General features: G+C 42.2%; 15 protein-coding genes. 5 read left to right on the forward strand and 10 right to left on the reverse strand.

Translation table 11 applies throughout. From position 1 onward, the window contains the following. The first annotated feature begins 19 nt into the window (after nucleotides 1-19). From ACQY3F_RS11265 to tnpC, 4 genes are all read left to right on the forward strand, one after another. Nucleotides 20-490 (forward strand): hypothetical protein, encoded by a 471-nt coding sequence (locus tag ACQY3F_RS11265; RefSeq protein WP_428354928.1) that lies wholly within the window; start codon nucleotides 20-22, stop codon nucleotides 488-490. A gap of 186 nt (nucleotides 491-676) precedes the next feature. Next, on the forward strand, nucleotides 677-994 hold the full coding sequence (tnpA, locus tag ACQY3F_RS11270; protein WP_428352923.1) for an IS66 family insertion sequence element accessory protein TnpA: 318 nt from the start codon (nucleotides 677-679) through the stop codon (nucleotides 992-994). After that, entirely contained in the window at nucleotides 991-1,356 is a 366-nt protein-coding gene (gene tnpB, locus ACQY3F_RS11275) for an IS66 family insertion sequence element accessory protein TnpB (RefSeq protein ID WP_428353150.1), read from the forward strand. Before tnpA ends, tnpB begins: the two co-directional genes overlap by 4 nt. Nucleotides 1,357-1,402: 46 nt before the next feature. Further along, nucleotides 1,403-3,037, forward strand: coding sequence for an IS66 family transposase (gene tnpC, locus ACQY3F_RS11280; protein WP_428352934.1), 1,635 nt, complete (start codon nucleotides 1,403-1,405; stop codon nucleotides 3,035-3,037). Between the two features lie 367 nt (nucleotides 3,038-3,404). Here tnpC and ACQY3F_RS11285 read toward each other — a convergent pair whose 3' ends face one another. The 6 genes from ACQY3F_RS11285 to lnt all read right to left on the reverse strand — a co-directional run bounded on the left by ACQY3F_RS11285 (nucleotide 3,405) and on the right by lnt (nucleotide 12,085). Next, a complete protein-coding gene (locus ACQY3F_RS11285) occupies nucleotides 3,405-3,806 on the reverse strand; it encodes a hypothetical protein (protein ID WP_428354930.1) in 402 nt (133 codons plus the stop codon). 88 nt (nucleotides 3,807-3,894) lie between these two features. Then, on the reverse strand, nucleotides 3,895-5,064 hold the full coding sequence (locus tag ACQY3F_RS11290) for a DUF1513 domain-containing protein (protein ID WP_428354931.1): 1,170 nt from the start codon (nucleotides 5,062-5,064) through the stop codon (nucleotides 3,895-3,897). Continuing rightward, nucleotides 5,036-6,289 (reverse strand): imelysin family protein, encoded by a 1,254-nt coding sequence (locus tag ACQY3F_RS11295; RefSeq protein ID WP_428354932.1) that lies wholly within the window; start codon nucleotides 6,287-6,289, stop codon nucleotides 5,036-5,038. Before ACQY3F_RS11295 ends, ACQY3F_RS11290 begins: the two co-directional genes overlap by 29 nt. A gap of 34 nt (nucleotides 6,290-6,323) precedes the next feature. Continuing rightward, the gene (locus tag ACQY3F_RS11300; RefSeq protein WP_428354933.1) at nucleotides 6,324-8,132 is read right to left on the reverse strand and encodes a di-heme oxidoredictase family protein; all 1,809 of its coding nucleotides are present in this window, start codon (nucleotides 8,130-8,132) and stop codon (nucleotides 6,324-6,326) included. Nucleotides 8,133-8,553: 421 nt separating this feature from the next. After that, complete coding sequence (locus ACQY3F_RS11305) at nucleotides 8,554-10,248, reverse strand: imelysin family protein (protein WP_428354934.1); 1,695 nt, start codon at nucleotides 10,246-10,248, stop codon at nucleotides 8,554-8,556. A gap of 307 nt (nucleotides 10,249-10,555) precedes the next feature. Continuing rightward, complete coding sequence (lnt, locus tag ACQY3F_RS11310) at nucleotides 10,556-12,085, reverse strand: apolipoprotein N-acyltransferase (RefSeq protein WP_428354935.1); 1,530 nt, start codon at nucleotides 12,083-12,085, stop codon at nucleotides 10,556-10,558. 163 nt (nucleotides 12,086-12,248) lie between these two features. On the opposite strand from lnt, the gene ACQY3F_RS11315 reads away from it, so the two are divergent. Beyond that, complete coding sequence (locus ACQY3F_RS11315; RefSeq protein WP_428354936.1) at nucleotides 12,249-12,536, forward strand: DUF2325 domain-containing protein; 288 nt, start codon at nucleotides 12,249-12,251, stop codon at nucleotides 12,534-12,536. A gap of 419 nt (nucleotides 12,537-12,955) precedes the next feature. Here ACQY3F_RS11315 and ACQY3F_RS11320 read toward each other — a convergent pair whose 3' ends face one another. The 4 genes from ACQY3F_RS11320 to hflK all read right to left on the reverse strand — a co-directional run bounded on the left by ACQY3F_RS11320 (nucleotide 12,956) and on the right by hflK (nucleotide 17,584). Continuing rightward, nucleotides 12,956-14,248 (reverse strand): adenylosuccinate synthase, encoded by a 1,293-nt coding sequence (locus ACQY3F_RS11320; RefSeq protein ID WP_428354937.1) that lies wholly within the window; start codon nucleotides 14,246-14,248, stop codon nucleotides 12,956-12,958. A 12-nt stretch (nucleotides 14,249-14,260) separates the two neighbouring features. Next, the gene (locus ACQY3F_RS11325) at nucleotides 14,261-15,454 is read right to left on the reverse strand and encodes an ATP phosphoribosyltransferase regulatory subunit (protein WP_428354938.1); all 1,194 of its coding nucleotides are present in this window, start codon (nucleotides 15,452-15,454) and stop codon (nucleotides 14,261-14,263) included. A gap of 76 nt (nucleotides 15,455-15,530) precedes the next feature. Further along, nucleotides 15,531-16,388 (reverse strand): protease modulator HflC, encoded by an 858-nt coding sequence (gene hflC, locus ACQY3F_RS11330; protein WP_428354940.1) that lies wholly within the window; start codon nucleotides 16,386-16,388, stop codon nucleotides 15,531-15,533. A 2-nt stretch (nucleotides 16,389-16,390) separates the two neighbouring features. After that, complete coding sequence (gene hflK / locus ACQY3F_RS11335) at nucleotides 16,391-17,584, reverse strand: FtsH protease activity modulator HflK (protein WP_428354941.1); 1,194 nt, start codon at nucleotides 17,582-17,584, stop codon at nucleotides 16,391-16,393. Nucleotides 17,585-17,694: the final 110 nt, after the last annotated feature.

Consider the following 17,694-nt stretch of genomic DNA (forward strand, 5'->3'; position numbering starts at 1 on the left):
CTGACTGAGGATAATTAAAATGAATCAAAAAAAATACAACGATGAACTATGGAAAAATAAAATAAAACTAGCCAACGAAGATTTTTCAGCAGGAGACATCTCGCCCTCATTTAAACACTCCAAAGCGGCACTCAGAATCGCTCAGAAATTATTTACGGATTACAAAAGTGCCACTCCCTTACCGGGATCACTAACAGCCGTATTAGTCATTTCGTATCTCAATATCGCTGATTGCTGGGCGGCGGAAAACAAAAAAAAAGAACAAATACTCTGTTTAATTGAAATTTACGATTACCTGAATTCTCTGTTATACGAGCACAGTATAACACTCGCTTTAAGTCACCAAATATATGGAGGAGCTAGCAAAATATATCTAGAGCTTTGTCAATGTTTTAAGGAAATCGAAGCCTGGCAAATGCTTAATAAAACTGAGAAAGATTTTGCCGCACTAGCAATTCTTTATCAATCCCGGACAAGTACGATTCATTAACTATGAAGAATTTTTTTGCCACTCCTTTGTTATTTTAAGTTACTAGAATAGCAAGAGCTTTAACGCCTTATCAAGTGCAATAAGTTTTAGCCGTTCTTTCGTAAGCGCTCAATAGTCAGCGTACTTCACGGCAACTCAGATTAATGCCAAACTATCCCCATTGTTAAATACCACGGGGAATTTTAAATGGCAGCGTTAGAAAAAATACAGGCAAAGACTTTCTGGCCTATTCACATAGAGCACTGGCAGGCATCAGGCCAATCACAGGTAGCTTATTGTCGACAGCATGATTTATGTCCGCAAAAGTTAGGCTACTGGAAACGTAAATCGACTGTAAAGCCGACTACTTCCCCTACAGGGTTTACACGTATTCGGGTTGACGGGGATCGTTCATCTGCGCCAGTCCCAGGATTATCTTTGCAATTTAATGATGGTATTCGGTTGGAAGGTATTACGCAGGATACTATGCCGTGTATTCAACCACTGCTTGAGCTGTTGCGATGACGGTTGTTATGCGTCCCTCTCTGTCTTTGACAGAAGTGTATCTGTATCGGCAGCCCATTGATTTTCGTAAGTCACATCGGGGCTTATCGGCGATTGTTGAATGTGAGTTAGGGCATAATCCTTTTGAGGGGGCTCTCTATGCCTTTACGAATAAACGGCGGAATAAGATTAAATGCCTGTTTTGGGAAGATAATGGTTTTGTCCTTTATTACAAGTCATTGGTAGAAGAAACATTTAAGTGGCCTAAGGGTGAGGAAGAGACATTAACCTTAACAGGCCAGCCGTTAAACTGGCTGCTGGATGGCTTTGATATTAGCGCGATGAAAGGTCATAAAAAACTTCAATATGAGTCTGTTTTTTAGCTGTTTTTGTGTTCATTATTGCCACTATAAATGCTATAATAAAGCCATGATTTTAGCCGATATTTCAAATATAAAACAACAAGATAAAGCCGGTTCTTTGCTGTCGGAGAGTGTTGCTTTGTTGCTTGAAAAAAAACAGGCTATTGATGAACTGACGCGTGTGATTGAAGTTAAGTCTGGGGTGATTTCCGAACAGAAAAAACGCATCCTTATTCTGGAAGAGGTACTACGCTTATCTAAAATAAAACGCTTTGGATCATCCAGTGAACAATCTCATCAATCCTCTTTGTTTGATGAAGCAGAGAATGAAGCGGATAGCGATGAGGAGCTAGACCTGGAGGCTGATGAAGCACCTGAGGACGAAAAACAAACAAGTTCTACTGGCACCAAGAAAAAGCCGGGACGCAAACCCTTCTCAGATAAGTTACCTCGCGAGCAAATTTTTATTTATTTAACCGATGAAGAAAAAGAAGGTGCTATTGATACTTTCTTTACTAAAGTGAAAGAAGAGCTGGATATTATTCCTGCTAAAGTACGTGTTCTTGAATACATGCAGGAAAAAGCGGTCTTTATCAAACAGATTGAAGGCGAAAAACAACGCCAGGTTAAAGCCGCACAAATGCCCAGACACCCTATTGCCAGAGCAATGGGAAGCATCAGTTTAATGTGCTTTGTTATTATCGCCAAGTATGCTGACGGCTTACCTTTATATCGGCAAGAAGGCATCTTGTCTCGTTATGGGGGTGACATCTCCAGAGCGACATTAGCAAACTGGATGATCGCACTGGCTAAACAACTTCAGCCCCTGATTAACCTGATGCGAGAGCATCAACACACAGGGGCAGTCATACTCGCTGATGAAACGCGGGTTCAGGTATTAAAAGAACCGGGGCGGCCAGCGACCTCAGATAAATATATGTGGGTGACGCTTGGCGGGCCACCGGGTGAAAAAAGCATCCTGTTTGAATACGATCCCTCTCGTAGTGGAGACGTCCCCATGCGCCTGCTTGACGGCTTTAGTGGCTATCTGCAAACCGATGGCTATGCGGGGTACAATGCCGTGTGCCAAAAAAACAGCATCACCCAGCTGGGGTGCTGGGATCATGCGCGTCGTTATTTTAAAGATGCCCAGAATGCACAGCCTAAACGCAAAAAGGGACAAAATAACAAACCCTCAAAAGCAGGTAAAGCGCTGAGCCTGATCAATAAACTGTATGTCATTGAGCGAGAAATTAAAGACCTGTCAGTGGATGAAAAATATCAGCAGCGCCAGGAGAAGAGCATTCCTGTATTGAACCAGCTCAAAGCCTATCTGGAAGAAAACCAGCATAAAGTACCTAAAGATAGCCTGACAGGAAAGGCAATGACTTACCTGAGTAACCAGTGGGAAAAACTCAATGTGTATTGCACCCATGGTGAACTCAATATTAGCAACATCCTGGCAGAAAATGCGATTCGCCCGTTTGTGATAGGGCGCAAAGCCTGGTTATTTTCTGATACCCCTGCAGGTGCTCGTGCCAGTGCAATACATTACAGCCTGATAGAAACAGCTAAAGCAAATGGGCTGGAGCCTTATGCATATCTTAAGCAGGTTCTCACTGCTTTACCTTATGCTGATACGGTTGATAAAGTGGAGGCTTTGTTGCCCTGGAATATTAAAAAATCAGATACGCCTGAATAGGGCAAGTACGTGCTTCGTTGAGCGCTTACGTTCTTTCAATAATCCGGATATAGAGATGGATAAGTTACTCGCACTAAATAAGCCACCAAAATGATGGGGCTAGACTTAGGGCGTAGTCACTCTCTTTGCGAAACAGAGCTTGGCAAACAAGCTTCGCCCGTTTGCAAGTGATTACTAAAGCCCACTTCCCTAAAATCTCCCGTCTTGAAAAGTACATCCGTTATCGCCATTAATTAAACTTAAGGGGTACTGTACTAGCGCGATATTGAAACCTAATAGCTAATAACTGGTTGCTGGGGTCGCTTTACCGCATGTCTGAAGAGACCTCTAAGCAGCAACTATTTATCTAGCACTTAACGTCAGTGCACTAGAAGAACTTTTTGAAGGCAAGCACACTGCCCGGTTGAAAATCACAAACTTCAATAGGCGCGCAACTCAACACACTCAATGTTGCTTCATTATTAGATACAAAATTAATATCAGCGGCAAATGAAGCTTCCCCTTTGAATGTTTCAATATGTGCATCTACTTCATTCAGGTTGCCCAAAAAAATCTCATAATTATCACCTAGGCGCACGACTACAACACTCCCTCCGACGCTACGCACCATAAAATATTCACCTGGCCTCGAATCAGTGGCCCAGACACCATCAAAATCACCTGCATAAGTTTCAAACGAAACCAGTGTAAAAAAAATGGCTGCACAAAAGTATTTCATAAATATCTCCATTAAAAAATTTAAGAGGGTATTATCCAAATTTAATACCACAAAAAGTTCTCTGTTTCTGTTGGGGTACTATATATAACAGCTAAGTTATTCTAAAAAAGTAGCTACTATCTGATACATATATTTCCTATTAAGCTGAACAAATCAGATGGTTGTCCCAGCCTAAAGTTTTATCAACATAAAGTAAGCGTTGCTCAAAGTTCACAGGATTGACTAGAAAGACCCTTCCACTGCCCGTTGTTATCACAAAATGACTATTTTCCTGATTCATAGCAATTCCTCCTGCATCGGCAATTTCAAGAGTTTTCACCCATGTCAGGGTATTTACCTGCCAAAAAGTCACGATATTTCCACGCGGACAGGTTACACCAATAACTCCACTCTGAGGATGAAAACATATGCTTGCCGTATAGTGCCGCATACGGCGCAATTCATCTTCAGGCCCTTGAAACATTTGAATCGCTGAGTTACCATTCTGGATACCCACTAATGGTACGACATCCTCTTTCGGGCCTTCATACTGCATAGCGATAAGCACTTTATCATCGCCAGTAAGTGCCAAGTGGCGTGTACTTAATGACCGGTTTTGTATTGCGATACTCTGGATTAATGTCCCGTTTTCCGCATCAATATACACCAGCGCAGGCTGCATACTGTCCAGATTTAACTTTCGTCGTTGATAATCCGGATGAGTTCGAATACCTCCATTAGCAACCACCAGCGTCTTACTATCCGATAATAAATGCACATCATGTGGACCGATGCCGTAACTGTTCATTTCACCTAGTCTGGAATAATCTTTACCATCCCATATGCCGATAGTACCTACACCTTTTTCGTAGTCATTTTCAGCAGTATATAAATAACTTCCATCTCCGGAAAAACAGCCATGTCCATAAAAGTGTCGATCTTTTGGACACTCTATTGTGCTAAGTACCTGCCCCTTGTTAGCATCCACAATTAGTAACTGTGTTCCTGGTCGTCGCGCAAAGATAACAACAATATGACTATCAAGCGGATGAAATACACCACTGTGAAGGCGCATGCCTGTAGGTATCGAAAAAGCAACCTTCCCACTACTATCAAAACTACTGACTGAATAAAAATGCTCTTCGCGTGTACTTGCAGAGAGGAAGCGTAATTTTTGCTCTGGCTTATACCTTATTTGTTGACCACACCCAGGAATAAAGGGCAATAAACAACCAATTGCCGTCGCAGCAAGCATGCGGCGGCGATAAAAATCGGGCTTTTTTTCAGGGGCTGCAGGTTGATTAATCACCATCATTACTACTAAAACCAATGGTAATTCCCAAAGTCTGGGACAGACTTTGTTTAATCATAGCAATTAATTTAATTAATTCTCTATGTAATTCCTCCATCTGACCCTGCGTCTTTGACTTCTTTATTTCGCTAAATAACGGTTTTGGAAGTGCGGATGCAAGTTCAAGACACTTGGATATTTGAGTGCGCAACCTAAACTCTACGTCTGGCTCATTATAATTACTGATTAATAAATCATCTAAACCAAAATGACTACCACCATAATAAATTTGCTGAAAAGTAATTAAGCTACTGATCATATTTTCCTGAGATCGTTGACTACGCCATGATTCCAGAAAAAAAGCATTTACTTTTGCATTTGGCAAGTGCAAACCCGAAGGCTTTGCTACTTTAAGATTTTTGACAACTTCTACTGCGACTAATGCTTCACGCAATATAACCGCAAAAGATTCATTAATAACCTCCGGGTTACTCGAATAGGTAAACTCTGCAAGGTAGCCACGACTAGAATTCCCCCAAGCGTTAAGCAAGTCTCGTGACTTATTACTAACGTTCTGCGCTGCTGCTTTTAGGTAATCACAACGCTGATTAGCACTGCCGCCATCTGTAAAAGTAGCAAACCCTCCTTCTTCAGAGTCAAATAAAAGATATTCTATTGCCGGTAGCCCTTGTGCTGGTGATGCCGCTTTAGCAAGTTGCTCAGCGGTAGGCGATGAATTGGCACGCAAAAATCTCTGCGCTTGGCTTCTGACCAGGTTTTTATCATCTGACCAAAATTGGATTTTGAGGTCAAGGAAGTTCTCTAATACTGGGCCGAAGCGAAAAGGCAAGGTCTGTGCCCATGCTTGCTGCGTGGTACGCCAGGAGTTTTTAAGCTGTGCAAATTGCTCAGTAGTACGCCCCGCGTTACAAAAGGTATTGGCTGTTTGAGATAAATGCCTGCTTTGCATTGAAAAAGCTTCAAAAGAGGGAAGTAACACTCGTTCACTGACATCTTTTACAAACGCACGATTTGCCGCTTGCTTATCACCCACATTAATAAAAGCTCCCTGCATACTGCCAGCAGCAAAAGCCGTAGAACCTAAACATAGGAAGAGTACTAGCATCATGACTAAGCCTGTCATGAAGCAAATACTCCGCTGGTGATCCAATCCATATTCAGTAGAGTTTAATTTACTTTGAGAAACTTTATTATGCGTCGTATCGTTAATCAGTAATCCTTGCGCTATAAAAGGTATATCCATTGTTATTTTCCAGTATTAAAAATAATATAAGTCATTATAAAGATTCAAGAAATTTAATTAAGGCGTTTCTTTGTTCTGCATCGAAAGACAGAACCCTTTGTTTTGACGTCTCAGCTTCACCGTTATGCCACAATATAGCTTCCATCAGATTACGTGCACGCCCATCATGTAAAAAATTCGTATGTCCGTTAACTGTTTCAGTCATACCAATTCCCCATAATGGAGTTGTTCGCCATTCACGACCATTTGCTAGAAACTCAGGTCTGTTATCAGCTAAACCTTCGCCCATATCATGCAGCAATAAGTCAGTAAAAGGGTGAATAGTTTGATTTGCTAACTCAGGGAAAACTTGTGAATCACCCGTTCTTAAAGTAGGGATGTGACAAGCTGCACATAAGGCTTCATTAAATAATTTTTTACCTTGTAGAACAACGGGATCATTAACATTCCGCCTGGCAGGTACAGCGAGATTGCTAGAATAAAACACCACAAAATCAAGTATCTCATCACTTACTTCAGGGTCGCCCCCATTGGGTTCTAACAAACAATCGACCTGCTCGGCTGTACACTCGTCAGCTGGAAAAATTGAGCTGGTTAAGCCCATATCTCCATTAAATGCACCTGCAGATTGCTGTCTGACTGTCGGTTGCCCTAGTTTCCAACCGTAACGCCCTAGTGCTTGACCTTGTTTTTCAACATCCCACACCCAGTTAACACGACCACTGATACCATCATTATCTAGATCTATAGGGTCTTCTCGTGCCAGGATAGTACTTTGTGGAATGGTATCAATCAAGCCAAGACCAATCATCGGTGGAGCCACTCGCGGTGAAGTCATTACATGATTCGCAAATGGACCGTACTTGAGTTGTTCAATATGGAAGGTAGGCTGCCGTAACTCGACTTTATAACCATCCGTGAATCTTTCGCTAATACCCGTATAGCTTACTTTTACCTGTCCTTCAGGATCAATATTAGGACTGGAAAAATCCTGTAGCTGGCCACCGTAATTTGGCTCTGGAAGTGGCCCGTGTTGTTGCTGTAATAACTGTTCTTGCTCTGTTTCTGCAGGAACACTCAACCTCATCAACATTGAGATTGCACTATCCTGATCGTTCTCGGGGGGGTGCCCTCGCCCATCTTTAATATGGCAATTTTGACAGGCATTGGTATTAAACAACGGCCCTAGGCCATCACGAGCAGTCGTTACTGTGGGCGCAGGCACCCAGGGGTTACGAAAAAATGAATTACCTACGGAAAAATCCAGGCGTCTAACCACACCCAGACTAGCCGAAGGACGAGAAAAAGCATCTGCATTGAAAGTAAAACTGGTCGCACTTCCACCTAAAAGATGCTCATTTTGTTCGGCCTCGCTAAAGTTCTGCTTAATCGAAAACTGTACTGCTGGCGAGGTAAAAAGGAATTGCCCTGTCTCACCTTCAAAGCCGATATACAGGGTAATGTCACCCGGTAAATCATGTAAGTTCTCCACGATGGAAAGCTGAATATTCGCAGGCAGGTTATCATTGTATATTTGCAAGGGGATAAGTGAAGCTATGCTACGATCCCAAGGTACCCAGGTTGATTCCGCAGTTTTCACCCAAGCGACACCCGCTTGAATAGCTACCAGATACAGCTGACCCGAACCACCGATGCTGTTCTTCGGACTAGCAAAGGTCGCAGAAACAGATAACATATCGGCTTCTGAAATATTGGCTTCAGAAGGCACCTGAATGTTAAATTCAACCTGTGCACCTGCTTTTTCGCCATTTAAGAAAATGGTGTCACGCGTATGGGTTGCAGCCATACTATGAGTGGCATATAAGACTACAATTATAGCCAAGGATATTTTATTTATGTTTAACATATTTGACTTTGTAAATTGGCGATTAGACAAAAAAACGTTACACCATCTTTCATTTTTCATTATGTCAGGAGTGCAATAGCTTTAGCTATTGCTGTGTGCGGAAAAAGCTAAAGTTATTAATCCTGCGCTGGGGTGAATCTTACTATTAAAATGTTAAGTACTTTTAGGCAAAAATGAAAGGTGGAAACTTAACACGAAATTTCATATTTTTTGGTAAAGTTTCTGTCTATAATTCACTCTGTCGCAATAGATGTTTAAAACACCCAATAAATAGGGTGCAAACCTACCGCACTACTTATGACGCATGATCTATTTGCTACAAACTAAAACATATTCCCCGTCTTAAAGAACGACGGAGAATATTTATATCGATATCAAATACTTTTACAACTATGACTTACAGCTCATGCCCAGAGGCATCAGGATTAAGGTTAGTGATACCTAATGCTTCAGCGACGGCTTCAATCTGAATGGTTTGCTGCCCCAACGATTGAATGGCTGCATTAATAGTCGCAGCACCAAGTTCATTTCCCGGTGCAATCAGTTGATCAAATGCCTCACCAGACTCAGCTTTGGTGACAATTTTTTGTATCGCATCCTGAGAGTCATTCATTCTTTGCACAAGCTCATCACTGACATCCGCATTTTCATAAGCGACCAATTCCGCAAGACTTGTGGTGACGACTTTACTGCCATCAATACGATTGTATGTACCTGTGTAGACATTTTTGATACCCAGTGCGTCAAAGAAATATGAGGAATGAGTATTATCACTAAAACAATCATGCTCATCCTCTGTAGAATTAGCAATCAGAGCTACTTTCATACGCTCACCGGCTAATTCACCAAAAGACAAGCTCCCCATGCCGAAAAGCATTTTACGCAAACCTTCTTCAGCATCACCGGCAAGAAATTCAGTTGCATAATTCTGTCCACCTGTACCCCCTTGAAGATCCCACTCATTAACAATAAATTGTAAATCCTCAACTAACAATACTGTGGCTGCCATTAAGTATTGAGCACGTCTATCACAGTTGTCATTAGTACAATCACCTCCACTCAGGTAGTCAGTATAAGAACGCTCACCTGCCCCTTCTTCAGTTCCATTTAAATCTTGTCCCCAGAGTAAAAATTCTACCGCATGATACCCGGTAGCAACATTCGCTTCTGAGCCCGCCACTTCATGCAGGCCTTGAAGCAATTCTGGGGTAATATTGCTAGCATCTAGTGTTTCACCACCGATAGTGATATTGGCATTATTAGCGATGATATTCGCCTGTGACCATTCATTTCCTAACTCACTGTCATACAAAGTTGTATCGACATAATCAATCAACCCCTCATCCAGAGGCCAGGCATTAACTTTACCTTCCCACTCATCGACAACAGGATTAGAAAAGCGGAAAGTTTCTGTTTGTAAATAAGGTATACGTGCTGCTTTCCAGGCTGCTTTAGCTGTATCTTGTGTAGCTTGCGATGGATTATCGATGAACGCTATAACAGCCTCTTTTAATTGCAATGCAGTAATCAATGCATCTTCATATCCAGCATGTGCAAGCCTGACATAGCCTTTCAAGACATCTGCCTCATCAACCTTAATATCAATATGAATAGGCATTGAGTTATATCTCAGAGTACCCGCACTATTCTTATAACCAACGAAAATATCAAATTTTCCAGACCTCCCTGAAAGGCTACGGTAGACATTCAGCATTTCTTCTGCTTCCAGAGCACTATCTTCCCGCGCAGGTTGAAGATTATCAATATTACCATCCCAAGGCAGCCAAGCACCTGAGGACGTTTTCATCAATGCCTGACCACGGTTAATAACAACGGCATAAAAGGAACCACTGGAACCAACATCTTCTGCTGCCACAGGAATTAAAGCAGAAACGGTCAGGTTATCAGAAACCTGAAACAAGCCATCTGAATTTGGAACACCTCCGATTGTCCCAGCAATAGACGCAGTCGCGGAACCTGCGCCTAGCATGGCAACGGGGTAATCTTGCGTTAGCGCCAAAGCAGGCCCAGACGTTGAAAGAGCCAGCACAATCACGGCAGTTAAATGATTAATGGTCGGTAATATTTTCATAAGCTAAAGTCCTTAAAGCAGTTATATAAACGCATATAATATCACTAATGATAATCATTCTCAACAACATTAATATCTTTGTAAATATTCTATAATGTATTTAAGGTTATATCAACTTTAAATTTCTATACTTCGACAGGCAACCAATGCAGCCCAATAACCAACTGATTTTTGTCGCGAGTAAAGTGTTGAAATAGGCGTATAGCTAGAGCTAGCTATGTAATTATTTCAGCAATACAGCTACCAGCTAAAATCGGCCGCTAAAGATTCACACCAGTGGCTGTACGAAGTCCCCTTATCTTGACACTCAATGACTTCTAGCTCGATACACCAATAGAAATGCAAGCACCATGCTTAACATAAAGATAGCTAATGCTAATGCATCCCCCCACCACATATAAGGTGTATTCCCTATCATAGGTACAACAGAGTCTGTAAGTGCAGCTCGTTTAAATGCAGCTAAACTACTGACTACCTTGCCCTTTTCATTAATGAATGCAGTGATACCTGTCGCGGATGATCTGAGCATATATCGCCCTGTTTCAAGGGCACGAAAACGTGCCATTTGTAAATGCTGATATGGCTGCACCGAGTTTCTCCACCAGCCATCATCAGTTATGTTAACCAAATAGGCAGCCTCTGGTAATCCCATCAATAACTCCTGACCAAATACGCTTTCATAACATATAGAAGCAACAAAGTAATAACCCGCTGCGTATAACAAATCTTGACTGTCTGCCCCTTTCTTAAAGTTCGAAACTGGAAAGCCTATTAATTCTGCCATGACATTTGATACAGGCTGAAAAGGTAAGTATTCGCCAATTGGCACTAAATGACGCTTATAATAAGTTCCTTTAGTTTCGCCCCATAGCTGCATAGCATTATAAAACTCACTCACACGTTCACCCGAAGCGATTACGCCTAATAAAATATCACTGCGATGGGCAATTGCTTCTGCATTAATTGTATTTATAAATAACGGATCTAGACTGTTATATATAACAGGCAAGGCTGTTTCAGGCCAGACAATAAGACTTGAATCCCAATGTTGTCGAGTTATGGATGCATAGGTTTGAAGTGTATCATCGCGTTGCTCAGGTAACCATTTTCTCTGTAATGGGATATTGCCCTGTATTAGAGTAGCCTGAAAAGGCTTCCCTAGAGGTTGTGTCCATGAGACAGATCTTAACAATTGCGCAGTTCCCCAAAGACTCAGCAGTAGGCATAACACCCCCCACCGTCGCCAATCCCTGAAATAACACATAGCAACAAGTGCAGCTGAGGAAAAAGCAACCAACCAGCTCACCCCGTAGATGCCAGTAATAGGCGCTAAGCCAGAAAGGGGTGTATCGATCTGACTATAACCTAGCTGCAACCAGGGAAAGCCTGTTAAAAACCAGCCGCGAAACCACTCTAGCAATCCCCAGGCAGCTGGAAAGACGAATAGCAAGCGAATCACTTTATGCTTATTGCAATACCCCACCATTAGCCAGCCGAGCAGAGCCGAATAGGAAGCTAAATAAGCAACGAGAAGAGCGCTCAACCCAATTGAAATAATTTCATTAATACCTCCCCAGTCATGAATACCGAAATATACCCAGTAGATTCCTGTACCAAATTGCCCAAAACCAAAAAGGTATCCTCTCCAGACTGCTTTTCCAAGGCTCACATGCTGCCAGTTTAACAATAATATAATCAGCGCAATAATCGCCAGAAGCGGATTATTAAAGGGAGCGAATGAAAGCGTCAGCAATACGCCACCTAACAAAACCACGCCGTCGCCCGCTATAGGGCTAATGTGTTTCTCGAACAGCATTTGCAATTTTAAAAAACTCATTCTTCGAGTACGCTTTGGCTAATTCTGGCAGAAAGTAGCTTATATAATAAATAGGCTAGCTAAAATGATAAGGATAGAAGGGAAGTGTAACAATTCGCGCTCCCAAAATCTGCTTGGGAACCAGAGTTGTTATTTGCGAGACGAGGAATTCACCCCGCTTCAAATGTTGATAGCACAATGTGTTAGTAACAACAATATGGACGGGGTAAATACAAATACCTCATCAAGCAGCAGTGTGCTTTATGTAAAGGGGGACAAGATCAACCTAACCCCCTTTTATCGCGAATTAGTCGAAGAGCACGCTGGTACCTTTATGCATCATGATGGCGGAATAGAAAAAAACACTCAAGATTTACAATACTCATTAAGCAAAGCCGATGTTATTGTATTTCCGAGTTCCTGTATCAGCCATGATGCTTATTGGAAGATCAAACAGACCTGTAAAAAATAGAACAAACCTTACCAGTATTTAAAAAGTTCCGGGCTTTACTCACTATCAAGTGTACTCGACAACATTCTGCCCACAATAGAGAGATACAAGCCCGCATGAAATCTACGCGATAAGGGAAATAACTACAATAATTATCCCGTGTTCCGTCTGCTCCATACGGGCTACTAAAAATTGCCACATGGCTTTCTGGTTATGAATATATCTTGGCTAAAACACATTAAATCCTTTAGTATCAGCAAGTTAAAAACCTTTCACTCCCAAAGCATTTTTATTGGGAGTTTGTACTTGATCTTTGCAATTCCTGCTCGAGTTTGTGCCCACGCTTTACTGGGTAGCATGCAGGAATGCCAAAATGTCGCTATGAGTTATAGACAATCAGGAAAAACTTTCCCTCCCTCTTTTATAGAACGAGGGAATTGTTAAGCAAAAGGATTACTTAAAACGATCGTTTCATTGCGCTCTGGACCAGTCGATAAGATAGAAATCTTAACACCCACTAGCTCTTCCAGACGCTTGACATAAGCACGCGCATTATCGGGTAATTTATCTAGCTCAGTCACGCCTTTGGTGATTTCTGACCAACCCTCCATATATTCGAAAACCGGTACACAGGCTGCATATTTCTCAGCGCCTAATGGCGCAACGCTGACTTCCTCACCAGCTATGTTGTATGCGATACAAATACCAATTTTATCCAGGCCATCGAGTACATCTAGCTTAGTAAGGCACATACCGCTTAGTGAATTCAACTGCGCTGATTTACGCATGGAAACGGCATCAAACCAACCGGTACGTCTTTTTCTTCCGGTGGTTGCGCCAAATTCATGACCTTTTTCACCCAGATGCTGACCATATTTATCATCTAATTCGGTTGGAAAAGGTCCATTTCCTACCCGCGTTGAATAGGCTTTGGTAATACCCAGAACATAATCTATATCTAAAGGCCCAATTCCAGCACCTGTGGCTGCCCCTCCCGCTGTCGTATTCGATGAAGTGACATAAGGATAAGTACCATGGTCAATATCTAGCAACGCTCCTTGTGCACCTTCAAATAATAAATTACAACCTGCTTTTTGATAGTCATGCAACTGCTCGGCAACATCTGTTAACATCGGTTTGATATGCTCGGCTAACTCCAGAGTCTCAGCTAGCATAGTATCAAAATCGACTGCCGGTACTTTATAGTATTCGGTCAGCATAAAGTTATGGAAGGCGGTTAATTCGCGTAGCTTTTCGGTAAATAATTCAGGATTTAACAAATCACCCGCACGCACACCGCGACGCGCTATCTTATCTTCATAAGCCGGTCCAATTCCACGTCCTGTGGTACCAATGGCTTTTGCACCTTTGGCTATTTCACGCGCCTGATCAATAGCGACATGAATCGGTAAAATCAGCGCACAAGCTTCACTTATTAATAAGCGCGAACGTACTGGAATACCTGCTTTTTCCAGTATCTTAATTTCTTTTAGCAAAGCTTCAGGTGATAACACCACGCCATTGCCAATTAAACATTGTACGTCTTCACGCAATACACCTGAAGGCACTAAATGTAAAACTGTCGTTTTGCCCTTAATCACCAGCGTATGTCCGGCATTATGTCCGCCTTGGAAACGCACCACTGCCTTTGCCTGATCAGTTAACAAATCGACTAACTTACCTTTGCCTTCATCGCCCCATTGCGTGCCGATAACTACAACATTTTTGCCCATAACTATTCCAGATTAATTTAACGGGACAAGAACCCAGTTCTCATCTATTTTTTCTAATTTTTGCTTACAAGCTAAGTCCTCAGCATGATCCTGCTGACCAGACAGCTGCCTAATAACGATACAACCTGTGGCTCTAAGATCACCAACCTTTTCATCCAGCGCACGATCTTCAGGAGCAAAAGGTGCGAAAACTCTAGCTCTACCATCACTCTCCTGTGTGCCTTTAGTCAGCGCAGCCAGCACTTTTAAATCCGCACTAAAACCGGTAGCAGGTCGTGCATTGCCAAACACCAAACCAATATTATCATAACGTCCGCCACGTGCAATTTCTTTGCCTACTTCGGGAACAAATGCGGAAAACACCATCCCGGTGTGATAGTGATAACCGCGTAATTCAGCCAAATCAAAGCTGATAGTTAATTCAGGATAATAGCTGTGTAAGATATCTGCCAGCTGTTCTAGCTGTGCTAAAGCTTCACCCACACTCGCATCGGCACTGGCAAAAACCGTTCTTGCTTGCGCCAATACCGACTTATCTCCATTTAATTTCGGCAGTGCCAGAAAGATAGTCTGTAACTCCGGGGCAATCGCATAGTTTTCCAAGAGCACTTCTAATTCACAGTTAGATTTGCGCTGTAATACTTCGAACAGCGCCAACTCCTGCTCCTGCGTTAGACTAGCCTGAGTAACAAGCCCGCGATATATACCTACATGGCCTAAATCAAGATGCACATTTTTTAATCCTGCCATGGCCAAAACTTCAAGCATAAGCCGAATCACTTCAGTATCGCTATCTATCCCGGCATGACCAAATAATTCTGCACCAATCTGCATGGGAATGCGAGTTTTACCTAGCGCATCCCCCCGCGTATGTAGCGTAGTTCCTTCGTAGCATAAGCGCGATACTTGCTGATGGCTCAGGCTATGTGCATCTATGCGCGCCACCTGCGGAGTCATGTCCGCGCGGATACCTAACATTTCGCCACTCAGTTGATCAGTCAACTTAAAGGTCTGCAAATTTAAGTCGTGCGCGGAGCCCGTAAGCAATGAATCTAAATAATCGATAAACGGGGGAACTACTTTTTCATAGCCCCAACATTCAAATACATCAAGCAATTGACGACGTAATATCTCCAGGTGTTGCGCATCTACAGGTAAAATTTCCTCTACACCATCTGGCAATAGCCAGGGATCTCTTTGTAACATGATAATTATCCAGTTCACACAAAAACGCTCCGCATAGGCGGAGCGTTTTTTCGTTCAAGCCAGGAAATAATTTTACTTATTTCATTTGTTTGAAATATTTAAAGAAATCAGAATCTGGTTCTGTCACCATAAGATTTGATGAGTTAGAAAAGGTTTCTTTATAGGCCGCCATACTGCGATAAAAAGCATAGAACTCAATATCTTCACCATAAGCCTGGGCATAAATTTCCGATGCTGTTGCATCCCCCTGACCTTTAGTTACTTCAGCATCTCTATAAGCATTCGCTAAGATAATTTCTTTTTGCTTATCCGCGTCTGCACGTACACGCTCAGCTGCCTCTGAACCCTGTGATCTAAATTCACGTGCAACCCGTTCACGTTCTGCTTCCATACGGCTATACACTGATTGACTCACCTCTTTAGGTAAATCAATACGCTTAACCTGTACATCAACAATCTCAATACCCAGTTTGGAAGCAACTTCTGTGGTGTTTGCAATCAATGCCTTACGAACTGCGCTACGGTCTGTAGATACAAGCTGTTTAATATCACGTTTACTAAACTCACTACGAAATGCATCTTTAATGATCTGATCCAGACGTACATTAGCCTGATAAACATCTCCCGCAACCGAGGTATAGAACGTTGTCACATCACCGATGCGCCATTTAACAAACGAATCAACAATAACGTTTTTCTTTTCTGCGGTTAAAAAACGCTCAGGAGTGGAATCAAGCGTTAAAATACGCGAGTCAAATTTCTTGACATTATTAATGACCGGAACTTTAAAATGTAAGCCCGGTTGATAATCTGACTCAACAATTTCCCCGAATTTAAATTTAATTGCTTTTTCTGTTTCGCTAACAGTAAAAACACTCATTGTTACCACGGTAAAGATAATACCTAGACCGACTAAAACTTTATTTACTGACATTTTTAGCGACCTCTTGGCATGCGACCACGACTGCTAGGTCGAGGCGTATTAGTAGGGTTATAAGACTCAGTTACTCTTGACTCAGATTGATAGCTATTCACTAGTTTATTGGCTGCCCTTGACTTATTGCCTAGTTTATCTAACGGTAAATACATAAGACTATTGCCACCTTGTACATCAACCATCACGGTATCCGTGCCACTCATGACAGACTCCATGGTATCTAGATAAATACGCTGACGAGTGACTTTAGGCGCTTTTTTATATTCCTTTAAAATTTGCGTAAAACGACTCACGTCACCTTCCGCTGCTGAAATAATACGTGATTTATAACCTTCAGATTCCTGGGTCAGCCTTGCTGCCGCACCTCGCGCTTTCGGCACGATGTCATTGGCATAAGCTTCAGCTTCGTTAATCAAGCGCTGTTTATCTTCACGCGCTTTAATCGCGTCTTCAAAGGCGCTTTGTACTTGATCAGGCGGCTGCGCATCTTGTAAGTTGACACTGGTAATGATAATACCTGACTCATAAGAATCCATGACTTGCTGAATCTCGGTTTTAATATCAGCAACAATCTGACTACGACCTTCCGTTAAAGCAAAATCCATGGTATTTCCACCAACAACGCCACGCTCCACACTTTCGGTCACTTGTTTAAGCGTGGCTGTCTGATTAAGAATATTAAATAAATATTTTTTAGCATCACTCACCTGATACTGCACGGCAAGACGCACATCAACTATATTTTCATCTTTAGTCAACATCAGCGCTTCCTGAGGGACAGAGCCTTTACGACCCCCACCAGAGCGATAACCAACTTCCAAAGATCGTACCTGGGAAATATTAACAATCTCGACACTATCAATAGGCGCAGGGAGCTTCCAGTTTAAACCCGGCTGTGTGGTTGCAATATATTTACCAAAGCGTAATTCAACGCCACGATTTCCTTCATCCACAATATAGAAGCCGCTTGCAGCCCAGAGAGCGATAGCTCCTAGCGCTAAAAAGCCCAAACCCTTGAGTGAAGGAGCTGAGTTTTCATCACCGCCATCACCCCCTTTATTACCCCCAAACAAGCCACCTAATTTATCTTGTAGCGATCGAATCGCTTCATCTAAATCGGGAGGACTATTTTCCTCACTGCGACCACTCCAAGGGTCTTTCTTTTTATCGCCGCCCGGTTCATTCCAAGACATTCTTCTAACTCCACATTTATACTGCAAAAAATTTATGACATTTAATCAAATCGCCAGCCAAATTGTTATTATTTTACTCAGCAATTATCCTAAAAAACTTATCATTACAC

Origin of the sequence: Methyloprofundus sp. (assembly GCF_965251085.1) — a bacterium.
GTDB lineage: Bacteria > Pseudomonadota > Gammaproteobacteria > Methylococcales > Methylomonadaceae > Methyloprofundus.